Origin of the sequence: Chamaesiphon sp. OTE_8_metabat_110 (genome assembly GCF_031382685.1) — a bacterium.
Classification (GTDB): domain Bacteria; phylum Cyanobacteriota; class Cyanobacteriia; order Cyanobacteriales; family Chamaesiphonaceae; genus Chamaesiphon.
Genome location: NZ_JANMZA010000138.1, coordinates 1 through 11,323 on the forward strand (window position 1 = coordinate 1; position 11,323 = coordinate 11,323).

The window sequence follows — 11,323 nt, forward strand, 5'->3', positions numbered from 1 at the left end:
TGGCTCGTCTTTCTTGGACGAAATCAGCCGCACGATATCCTCATTCAAGCCGCGCGGGATCTGGTCGGACTGAATATCAGTGACAAAGCCGTACTTGTAGGGTTGATTGACTAAATTTTGGACTGCGCTACTCATCGATCGCCTGTGTTCTCTCTAGAATAAGGATGGTTAAGGTGTCTGACTGGGACAGACAAAATATCGTATAATTAAACAATAAACTAATTGTTTAACTGTCTAAACATATTGTATCGTAATTTAACAACAGAGTTGTTGCTAAAGTAGCAAAACTAGCGAAACTTTTAATATTTGCACGTCTGCGCGCGACCATTTCTCCATACCCAGCACTGATATGATGACAGAGCCGCAATCATCCACCAAACAGGATATCCTCGAATATCTCCTCAAACAGGGGCAAGCCATCGCGCAAGATTTGGCGACTTCGCTAGATATTAGTCCCCAAGCAATTCGCCGCCATCTCAAGGATTTGGAAACCGAAGGCTTAATCGTCTATCAGTCCGCAGCTTCAGGCACGGGTAGACCCCAACATATCTATCACCTGAGTCCTAAAGGACGCGATCGGTTTCCCAATCAGTACGATCGATTTGCGATCTCGTTCCTAGACACTTTAGTCGATAATCTCGGCTACGAGCAAGCCAGCGAAATCATCCACCGTCATTGGCAAAAGAAAAGTATCGACTATCGGCACAAGCTGGGACAGGGCGAATTGCCAGAGCGAGTTGCTAAGCTAGTGGAATTACGCCGTCAAGAGGGCTACATGGCTGAGTATCACCCCTTGGATGGGCGAGATGATAAATTTATTCTCACTGAATACAACTGCGCGATCTCGCAGGTTGCGACCTCTTTTCCAGCGGTATGCGGACACGAACTAGAAATGTTTGCCACCGCGCTAGAAGATTGTCAGGTCGAACGGACACACTGGCTGGTAGATGGAGAGCATCAGTGTGGTTATTTAATTTCGATGACCGATTCAATCGCCTAACACTTGCAAAGATGAATAACGACCAATATCTCACCCACGCTGAAGCTGTAGAAGTAGATAAAGCATTGCTATCTATTCATGAGAAGTTTTTGACCCGAATTACTATTTCTTCGATGCGAATGCTCAAGCAAATTGCTGAGGAAGAGCAGGTAGAAAAAATCGAAGATCTGACCCCTCAGCAAATTATCAAATGGTTCGAGCGCGATGCAGAATTGAAGCGATCGCAAGGCGAATCAGCAGGCTCATTACAATGGTAATATCTAACTAATTCATCGTGGAAATACTGCTATGACTACCATCACTAATCGGTTGACTTTTGCAGAGTATCTTAAATATACCGATGGTACCGACAGGCGTTACGAACTAGTCAACGGAGAGCTAATCCCAATGAGTTTAGGTATCGGGCAACATGGGGAAATCGCTGATTTTCTTAATAATGAATTTCGCGATGAAATCAAAAGGACGAGCCAACCGTGGGTTTCTAAACAAATGGTGGTTGGTGTGCGCTCTCCCAAAGGTGGCAGATGGGATACCTGTCGGATTCCTGATGTGATGGTTTTGCCGCTGGAGCAATGGCGAAATTTGCAAACTCGTGAAGCGGTTGTCGAATTAAATGAAGCTCCGCCGTTATTGGTAGTAGAAGTTGTGAGCGAATCGACAAAAACAGTTGACTACCGTGCTAAACGTACTGAATATAGTGTTTTAGATATTCCTGAATATTGGATTGTCGATCCTTTACTGGAAAAAGTGACTGTGTTTACGCTGATGGAAGGTTGGTACGAACCGATCGAATTTCAAGGTGTAGAGCTAATCCAATCGCCAACATTTCCCAATTTACATCCCAGTGTCGAACAAATCCTCCGCCAACAAATATAAGTATCTACTAGCAATCTAAAAGTCCAGGCTCCTCACGATCTTCTCTGTAGCAATCGTACTGATTTTGATGGGGAATACGTTGCTTATTTTGGCGATCTAGAGCAAATTATCGGGTACGATCTCGATCGAGATGCTTCCAGTGCGATCGCGATCTTAGGATACTTCCGGCTCGATCCCCAAAGCGCGTAACTGAGCGGCTAATCGATCGGCGCGTTGGCTTTCTAGATTGGCTCGCTGGCTTTCTAGCTCGGCTCGCTGGCTCTCTAACTCGGCTCGTTGGCTCTCGGTTTTGGCGCGTTCGTATGGTGTGGGATAGCGACGATCGTTTTCGTCGTACCAATACAGCCATTCTCTTGTCAAGCCGTCATAGTTAGCGGGTTCGCAACCGATGCCTAAGCCAATCTCTGGCATCCAGAGGGGGTTGGCGGTTTGCAATTGGTAGCTGCCGTTTTGGAGTTGATAGATCTCTAAACGGGCTTTGCGGCGACGTTTGGGATTGTAAATAATGTAGTAAAGTACGCCTAGCCGTGCGTATTCTTGGAGTTTAGTGGTATATTCTCCACCTGGTTTAGTAGACACTACTTCTAGTACTAGGATCGGCGTTACTTCTTCTTCCCAGAGAGTGTAGCTCAGGCGTAAGTTTTCATCAAAAACGCGCTCGACATTGAGGCTCAAGAAACCATCAGGGACGATTGGCGGTCGCTCTGGATCGCTGTAAATCGCCATGTCAATGCCAAAGAACCAGTCCATCCGCTCTTCCCACAGCATCCGTAAAATCGATTTGAGCAGGCTGGGAATGAGTTCTTGGAGTTCGTTGTCCACGGGGGTATCGTCCGAGCAAGGCAGTTCGTCAGCGGTGGGTAGGTATCTGGGTAGCTCGTACTGGTACATGTTAGCTAGTGAGTGAAGAGCTTACTGCTATTTTAGTACGATCCCAACCGCCGCGATCGATCGTCGATCGTAACGCCGCACTGGATCTCAAATTCAGGTTATGTACTGAAGACCGAATCTAAGCGAAAACCCAAGTAGCGACGAGCGTCGCTACTTGGGTAAATCGAGATTGGGACTGAAGGTAAAAATTTGCACTCCCTCAGTCATGGCTTGCGGATTAACGCTGCGGTGCGTATTGCTTGTTAATTTCTTGAAGTTTTTGCTTCTGCTCTTTAGTGAGGATTGCGTCTTGTTGCGCGATGGCTGCGGTTTGGATCGCTTTGAGTTGACTTTGTTGAGCGGGAGTAAGTGTCAAATTAGGAGCCTGACCCTGCTTTCTTGCCGCTTCAACTTGCTTTACTTGGGCAGGAGTGAGAACGGCAATTTGCTTCTTCATTACAGATTGCCGCAGTTCGATTAGCTTAGTTTGCTGCTCTTTAGTCAGCTTGAGCTGCTCGATGGATGGTGGTTGTCCGTTGTTTCCAGCCGGAGCAGTTTTAGTTGCAGGAGCGGTAGTTGTGGGGGTTTGTTGAGCGAAGCTGGGAGCAGCGACGCTAACAGTTAGAGATGCACAAATTGCGGTAGATACAGCAGTTAAAGTGAAATTTTTCATAGGTAGGGATGAAAATCTAAATTGAACTTTGCTATGATTTAACAGTCGATTTTGATTGTTACACTTTTCTCTTGACTCCGCTAGCCACCAAAATGTTCGTTAGTTGCTAGATCCGATACAGTGACTGGGATGAGTAAATTTCAAATCGATTGTTCTTTATTACTGTAGCAGACTTAAAATTTTGCTCTAACAGTAAATTCATAATCGCCACCAGCTTCTAGTTGGTAGTCCCATTGTTTCAGAAATCGACCTAAAGCATCTTGAATTAATGCACGTCCCAGTGCGGGTTCGACAATTAATTCGAGGTTTCCTTCCCGACAGCACCATTGAAAGTCCCAACAAAATTCACCAGCACTAACTTCGCCGACAACTTTCCCAAATTGCCAGGAGTGATGGGTGACGCGCACGCGGGCAGTTGTTTCGGGTAATTTGCGTTTGGCCATAGTTGCGATCGAAAGACTGCCAAAAATAGATGTTTAAATGAATGATAGCTCAACAAACTCAGGTTGGGATCGGCATATTTCGATCGATTAACCAGAAATATTCGGCAACTGGTAAAAACTATTCATAAATCCCCGCTGCAATTTTTGCTAGTTGCTGAGGGGCGTTGATTTCAGTAAACAGTTCGCGAGCGCGCTCTAAGTAAAGTTGACTCCCAATGACATCACCGACTTGGTGCCATGTCCATCCAGCTTGATAGTAAGCTGCGGCTAGATCGCTTTTAGCACCCAGCCTGTCGAGGATCTCGATCGATTGGCGATGATTTGTTTGTGCTTGCTGGAGATTACCATTGATTCGCTCTAGTTGTGCTAAACCAATTAGAGTTCGACCTTGGGTTTGTAGGTAGTTCCCGGTTTGGCAAAATGTCAAGGTTTGCTGATAAATTGTGTTTGCTCGATCGAGATCGCCTAAATTAGTATAGGTTTGTCCGATTTTCTGGAGGAAATAGGCACTACTACCAGTCCATTGATGTTGAGTAGTCAGGGTTTCAATCTCAGTCAGTAATTGTCTGGTTCGATCGAAATTATGCAGATAAGATTGGGCTAAAGCTAAGCACACATTCGCTTTCATTGCCCAGCGATCGCGAATAGTATTACTTGCTTTAGCGATGACTGTTTCAAATAGTTCGCTTGCTTTGGTTAATTCCCATAAATCGAGTTGGTATAGCCCCATACTTAGCAGCGAATCAAGATTTAAGATCTTCAGACAATGGGTGGGATGAGAAAGATCGTGGCGATCGGTATTCACTAGTGTAATTGTTGTATAGTCGATTGCTTGTTGTTGAGTCTCGATCGCCAAATCGATGCGACCGACGATCGAATATAGATCGCCGAGAATATTCGCAAGTTCGGCATAACGCAGATCGAGGGATAAATTTGGCATGAGTTGGACGATTGCTGCTAATACTGGCTGAATCGCACCCAGTCGATAAAGATTGCTAGCTAATGGTAAAAACTGTCCCCATTGATTATCTCGCGGCTGAAGTAATACGCTGGCTGCTTGGGAGAAGTCGCTAATTTCTAGATAATGATAATATGCTTCTAATGCAGTAATCGCCGTATCGGCATGGACAATTTTAACGACAGAATCAGTCCAATAATTAGCGGCTTGCTGATGAGTTTTAGTCCAGTCATCGGTCTGTCGCAATCTGAAGATCGCGATCTCGCGGACGGCTGGATGCAGCCAATACATACCAGACTGAAATTCAATTAAGGAGCGGTTCTTGAGCGAATTAACTACAGATAGCTGGCGTTCGAGTGCGACATCCCATAATAAGCTCGACAGTGCAGCTACTGGGACTCTACTTAAATCTTGATAACGATAAGCACCCGCCCGACAGAGCAACCGATAAGCGTCGGGATCTAAAGATTGAAGGCGATCGAATTGAGTGATAATTAATTGCCTCAATCCAGTCTCAACAGTGCGATCTGCGCTGGCTAGATAGACATTCAGCTCGCGGTCGAAATCAGTACAAATATTGCCAGCAATAATATCCATTGCCTTCGCATTACCACCATAAGCTTGATGTAATGGCGCAATGGCGCTCGGGGTAGTGGCGATCTGTCGATAGTTAAAATAAGTTTGCCAAGTAGGTAGATCCAATCCCGATAGCCGATAATGAGTCAAATTGAGATCGATTTCACACAACCTGTCGCGACTGGTAATCAGGGTAACTCCAGCTAACTGTCGATCGGTCAAAACTCGGAGTAATTCTAGATAACTGCGATGGGCATCTACAAACCGACCATCCCGATCCAATGCTGGCTCCAGGTTATCGATTAATACCCCAATTTTACATGCGCTCAGTTGCCGTTTTAAGCGTAATAAAGCCACCCCAAACTCTCGTCCTGGGTCTATTCCTAAATCTTGCCCCAACCACTCCTCTAGCACGATTTCAGCCGGGGTAATTTGGGCGGTTTCCTTCGCCATCGATAACTCTAAAATCGCGTCGCAACCACAAGTTTGCAGATATTGCTGAGCTAACATCGTTTTACCAACACCGCCTTCACCCTGAATGACGATCGATCTTTGTCCCTGTTGGATTAGTTCGTCTAGGCTAGCAGTTGCCTGCTCGCGACCGATAAATTGATAATTGACGAGCGAACTTGACTGCGCAAGCGGTATGATATGCCGTTGTAAGATCGACTTGAGATTAGTTTTAGTGACCCGTTCTCCTAATAGTTGGGATAATAATTGCCACAGTGCCGCCGCGATATCTTTGACGTGTCCCTCCGTACAATGATACTCAGCAGCCATATCTAGATACTTTTTCCCCTGCCATACCTGACTGATAATAAAAATCTGAAGATCGCTCAGATGTCTTCCAGTCTCGATCTCGATCGATCGATCGATCCAATTTATTGCAGTCTCGACGTTCATCTAAGAGGGGGTAGAGGGTAGCGGGTAGAGGGTAGCTGTAGGGTGTGTTACTCCGGAGGATAACGCACCCATACATTTTGATAACTACTCATTAATGACTATTCATTCCCGACTTTTTCAGACTTTCGATCGAGCCGGGATTGCCGACAAGATCCGACTGACAAGATTGAGGTGCGAGTTTATATTTGGATTAACACCTCAATCCTGGTCTGTAATTCATGATTTTACTGCCACTATACCAGCAGCAACGCCATCAAAAAGATCGACATCATTCGGAATTTTCTTCAACAATTAAAGAATTTATTAATACTTATTTTAATCCAAGTTATTTGACCGATCGCTTACAAGAATTACCCCAACAATTCGCACATCCACAACCGCGTCGCTGGGCGCGAATTGAATGGCAAAGTATCGACTCAACGCAGATAACTGGCATCGATACCCCACTATTTTTAGCGATTCTCCAAGGCGCGAGCGATACAGAGGCACCTATTCGAGATTATACCCACACCAGTCGGCAATATCTCGATGCCATTCATCCCCAGATGGCCGAATTTGTGGGTGGCAGAGTCGATGCTGTCGGTAATTCCCAATCTAAGGGGATGTGGGAACTAGAAGAATGTCGCCATGCCCCAGCATTAATCGCTATCTACGAGCGTATCAGTGGTGAGAAGGTACGACTCAATCCCAAACAAGCACGAGCCTATCAACCAACAGATTGCCCTGATGCGGATCTTTATCGTCATGGTTTATCGCGAATCTTTACTGAATATGGTGCTGCCTGTTTATATCTGTGGTTAATTGGACATTCTACAGGAACACTCAGACAAGTATTAGAAGAACTGCTCACAGATGAAATTAACCATTTAATTAAATTTTGGGGGTTTGGAATCTGGCTATATCCATACCCCAAAGGGCAGCGATTTATTCACGGTTGCAGACAACTGCTACCACGTCGATCTGCTGGTGGCAATTTAATTAAAACTTATCAACGGATGTTATCTGTGCTGCACTGGCAACACTGGCAACTCCAACACCGTTGGCAAATAGTTACAATTTTTTATCTAGTTATAACTCGACTCTTAGCTTGGCATCAAAGCTTAACGCCTGTTGCACTCGAACAAATTTTTGGAGCAGTCCCTGTCAACACTCGATCGCCAAATTACAACTAATTAATAATCAACAATATGAGTACTCAATTAATTACTAAACTCCCCGCAATTTTAGATGCAGCTAAAATGCCTCAGCATGTCGCCGCCATTATGGACGGCAATGGACGCTGGGCAAAAAAACAGGGCTTGCCGCGAATTGCCGGACACCAGCAAGGTGCCAAAACAGTCAAGTCATTATTACGCTGTTGTAAAGATTGGGGAATTGCTAATTTTACCGTCTATGCTTTCTCCACCGAAAACTGGGGCAGACCAGCAGCAGAAGTTGATTTTTTGATGCGATTATTTGAAGGATTGTTAGATAGCGAACTCGCCCAATTACATCTAGAAGGAGTTAGAATTAGATTTTTAGGCGATCGATCTCAAGTTCCGATTAGTCTCCAAAAAATGATGGATAAGTCGATCGAGACCACTGCTGACAATCGATCGGTTACGTTTAATATTGCGATTAATTATGGCAGTCGGCATGAAATTCTCCAAGCTTGTAAATCGATCGCTACTCAAGTTCGACGCGGTGAATTAGAGCCGCATCAGATCGATGAGTCGATATTTACCAGCTATCTCGACACTGATGAATTGCCAGATCCCGATCTCCTCATCCGCACCAGTGGCGAGCAGCGGTTGAGCAATTTTCTCTTATGGCAACTTGCCTACACCGAACTGCATATTACCAATACGCTCTGGCCGGACTTTAGTAATGATGAATTCACTCAAGCAATTGCTGATTATCAGCACCGCCATCGACGGTTTGGCAAGGTTTAGTTAGACTGTAGGGTAGGTCTTAGGCTTTAGGCAAAATATCTGCTCAAAGTATTGCCTACTCCCTTGGCTAGATCTCAATTTCAGCCACATAGCCAGATCGCTACCGACTAATCAGACAATGTATTTAGAAGATCACAGGCGATCGAACTACTAGACCACAGCAGCAGATTAAGGTACGATTAAATATTAATGATTGTTAACAAAATAGCGCTTAGTTTGGCTATAAATTCATAATTGTCACTTATCTGCCTCAAGAGCTGTGGCTAACTGACAGTAGCAAAGACTGTGCCTACTCATAAATCTTGGAGATCCAAACCGCTACATGACTCTATCGATCGATCCGAACCCAGCCACCGAGCTGTCCCCGAATCTCAAACTCAAACACATCGTCCAATCTTTACCAAAAGAAGTTTTTGCAAAAGATAGTGCCAAAGCTTGGTTTACAGTAATCAAAACCATCGTCACCGTGACATTGGGGATGGCGGCAATCGCCTACGCACCCTGGTATCTGTTGCCTTTAGCGTGGGTATTTACAGGTACGGCGATGACTGGCTGCTTTGTGATCGGTCATGACTGCGCTCACCGTTCATTTGCTAATAGTCGTAAAGTCAACGATATCGTCGGTCATCTGTTCATGTTGACCTTGATTTACCCTTTCCACGGCTGGCGCTACGGTCACGCCAAACACCACAAACATACCAATAAAATGGATGTGGATAACGCGTGGCAACCCTGGCGACCAGAAGCTTATCAAGACGCACCCGCTTGGCTCCAAGTCGTCTACCAAGCGATGCGCGGTCGGCTCTGGTGGTTGGCGTCGTTACCCCATTGGGCAGCGGTTCACTTTGATTGGCGCAAATTCCCTGAAGGTAAAACTCGGGATGATGTCAAATTTTCAGCTTTGTTTGTGATTATCGGTGCCGCAATTATTTTCCCGATTCTCATTGGGACTTTAGGCGTGTGGGGCTTTGTGAAATTTTGGCTCTTACCTTGGTTGGTTTATCACTTCTGGATGAGCACCTTCACGATCGTCCATCATACCGCTGCTGATATTCCCTTCAATCCTGAGAGCGAGTGGAATGAAGCGATCTCCCAATTATCTGGTACAGTCCACTGTGACTACCCAGGCTGGGTCGAATTTCTCTGCCACGATATCAACGTTCACATTCCTCACCATATTTCAACAGCGATTCCGTCCTACCGCCTCCGGGAAGCCCACGCGATCATCAAAGCGAACTGGGGTGAGTACATCAAGGAACGCACCTTCTCCTGGGAATTGATGAAGGATATCACTGATAAATGTCACATCTATGAAGAGAATGAGTTCTATCAAAGCTTCCGCGAATTTAACGCTAATAACTAGTCAGCTCCACGTATCCTAACAAGATCGTTGAATTTAAATTAACGAACCGGATGGGCAAATGCCCATCTTTTTTATCGCTATATTTCACTATCCCCCATCTCCTATCTCCTATCTCCCATCTCCCATCTCCCCTATTTTCGATCGCCACAGCCTCAATCGAAGATAGTAAGCTAAAATAAAGCCTGACTCATTTACACCCAATCGCCCAAACCATGCAATTCATCGATCTCGCAGAAGTAGAAGTAGAATCCGGCAGCGGTGGCGATGGGATCGTAACCTTTCGGCGGGAAAAATACGTCCCAGCAGGCGGGCCTTCTGGCGGTAATGGTGGCAAAGGCGGCTCGATTTACTTTACCGCCGTGGAAAATTTACAGACATTACTGGATTTTCGCTACAACCGTCGCTTCAAAGCGGTAAATGGTGGCAAAGGTGGTTCGAGTAACTGTACTGGCGCATCGGGCGACGACCTCAATATCGAGGTACCCTGCGGCACAGTGATTTATGATACCGCTACCGATGAGATACTAGTAGATCTGGTCGAACCGGGACAAACTTTTAAAGTCGTTGCTGGTGGTAAAGGTGGCTTGGGTAACGCCCACTTCCTCAGTAATAGCAACCGTGCGCCAGAATACGCCCTCCCCGGACAACCGTCCCAACAAAAACGAATTAGGCTCGAACTCAAACTTCTCGCCGAAGTCGGGATTATCGGCTTGCCCAATGCAGGTAAATCGACCTTAATTTCGGCGCTGTCTGCCGCCCGTCCGAAGGTGGCTGATTATCCCTTTACCACCCTAGTACCCAATCTGGGTGTCGTCCGCAAGCCTTCTGGCGATGGGACGCTATTTGCGGACATTCCAGGCTTGATCGAAGGTGCTTCCGAAGGTGCAGGTTTGGGACATGATTTCCTCCGCCACATCGAGCGCACGCGAGTATTATTGCATCTAGTGGAAGCCACTGGCGACGACCCGATCGGGGCATACCAGACCATTCGTCAAGAGCTAACCGCCTATAGCGAAAATCTAGTCTCCAGACCCCAAATTTTGGCGTTGAGCAAGATCGATGCAGTCGATGATGAAGAAGTTGCAGAAATTGCTCAAGCTTTGAGCGCAGTAGCACAGCAACCAGTATTTTTGATTTCATCAGCAACTCGCACGGGTTTAGATCCTTTGCTGGCAGCAGTTTGGCAGCAATTGGACCTCTTAGCCGCCGAGCGTGCTGCTGAAAAGTTGGCTCTCGAACGTGCCGCCTTTCCAGTCCTCAAATAGATAGTTACTGCTTACGCTAAAACCGCCAAAACCTTCATCAGATTTTCGATCGCATTTAGAGTTATTGGGGTAGTTAGATCTGTAGGTTGGGTTGAAGAATGAAACCCAACATTTCTGGGATATTGTTAGGTTAGTTGGGTTTCGTTTTCGCTCAACCCAACCTACGGATTTATGAAATTACTGATTTCTGTTTGTTATAAGTAGATGGGCGTAATTAAATATAAGATATCGCGTAGGGTGGGCATTGCCCACCAGCTAGATTTCAGGCATAATCTATTTTATAAATGATTACGCCTACCTACTTATTTAAAATGAATTAACTTCAATAACTCCGGTATTTAAGGGAGATTTATGGACATTACAACCACTTTAAATCAAATCATTGCTTTAGATATCCAGGATCGAATTCGACTGGTAAAAGGTATCTTAGATAGTATCGCCGCAGAACAAGTTGACCCCGATCTC

General features: G+C 45.7%; 11 protein-coding genes. 7 read left to right on the plus strand and 4 right to left on the minus strand.

Annotation, left to right across the window (positions count from 1 at the left end; genetic code table 11):
- The first annotated feature begins 349 nt into the window (after positions 1-349).
- The 3 genes from sufR to RMO52_RS04780 are packed head-to-tail and all read left to right on the plus strand — an operon-like array spanning position 350 to position 1,876.
- Positions 350-1,000 carry an iron-sulfur cluster biosynthesis transcriptional regulator SufR gene (gene sufR, locus RMO52_RS04770; RefSeq protein WP_309737939.1) on the plus strand — a complete coding sequence of 217 codons (651 nt, stop codon included), beginning with the start codon at positions 350-352 and terminating at the stop codon, positions 998-1,000.
- Positions 1,001-1,011: 11 nt separating this feature from the next.
- A complete protein-coding gene (locus tag RMO52_RS04775; RefSeq protein ID WP_309737937.1) occupies positions 1,012-1,257 on the plus strand; it encodes a hypothetical protein in 246 nt (81 codons plus the stop codon).
- A gap of 31 nt (positions 1,258-1,288) precedes the next feature.
- Positions 1,289-1,876, plus strand: a complete 588-nt coding sequence (locus RMO52_RS04780; protein ID WP_310411385.1) for a Uma2 family endonuclease — start codon at positions 1,289-1,291, stop codon at positions 1,874-1,876.
- A 153-nt stretch (positions 1,877-2,029) separates the two neighbouring features.
- On the opposite strand, the gene RMO52_RS04785 is transcribed toward RMO52_RS04780, so the two are convergent.
- The 4 genes from RMO52_RS04785 to RMO52_RS04800 form a co-directional block, all read right to left on the minus strand.
- Complete coding sequence (locus tag RMO52_RS04785; RefSeq protein ID WP_310411388.1) at positions 2,030-2,767, minus strand: Uma2 family endonuclease; 738 nt, start codon at positions 2,765-2,767, stop codon at positions 2,030-2,032.
- Between the two features lie 217 nt (positions 2,768-2,984).
- The gene (locus RMO52_RS04790; RefSeq protein WP_309739355.1) at positions 2,985-3,419 is read right to left on the minus strand and encodes a hypothetical protein; all 435 of its coding nucleotides are present in this window, start codon (positions 3,417-3,419) and stop codon (positions 2,985-2,987) included.
- 173 nt (positions 3,420-3,592) lie between these two features.
- On the minus strand, positions 3,593-3,862 hold the full coding sequence (locus RMO52_RS04795; RefSeq protein ID WP_309739356.1) for a DUF3146 family protein: 270 nt from the start codon (positions 3,860-3,862) through the stop codon (positions 3,593-3,595).
- A 118-nt stretch (positions 3,863-3,980) separates the two neighbouring features.
- Positions 3,981-6,299 (minus strand): NB-ARC domain-containing protein, encoded by a 2,319-nt coding sequence (locus RMO52_RS04800; RefSeq protein WP_310411390.1) that lies wholly within the window; start codon positions 6,297-6,299, stop codon positions 3,981-3,983.
- Positions 6,300-6,517: 218 nt separating this feature from the next.
- On the opposite strand from RMO52_RS04800, the gene RMO52_RS04805 reads away from it, so the two are divergent.
- The 4 genes from RMO52_RS04805 (at position 6,518) to obgE (ending at position 10,858) form a co-directional block, all read left to right on the plus strand.
- Positions 6,518-7,471, plus strand: coding sequence for a ferritin-like domain-containing protein (locus RMO52_RS04805; RefSeq protein WP_310411393.1), 954 nt, complete (start codon positions 6,518-6,520; stop codon positions 7,469-7,471).
- A gap of 15 nt (positions 7,472-7,486) precedes the next feature.
- Positions 7,487-8,230, plus strand: a complete 744-nt coding sequence (locus tag RMO52_RS04810) for an isoprenyl transferase (protein WP_310411395.1) — start codon at positions 7,487-7,489, stop codon at positions 8,228-8,230.
- Between the two features lie 322 nt (positions 8,231-8,552).
- Positions 8,553-9,593, plus strand: coding sequence for a fatty acid desaturase (locus RMO52_RS04815; RefSeq protein WP_309742235.1), 1,041 nt, complete (start codon positions 8,553-8,555; stop codon positions 9,591-9,593).
- Between the two features lie 212 nt (positions 9,594-9,805).
- The gene (gene obgE, locus RMO52_RS04820; protein ID WP_309742234.1) at positions 9,806-10,858 is read left to right on the plus strand and encodes a GTPase ObgE; all 1,053 of its coding nucleotides are present in this window, start codon (positions 9,806-9,808) and stop codon (positions 10,856-10,858) included.
- Positions 10,859-11,323: the final 465 nt, after the last annotated feature.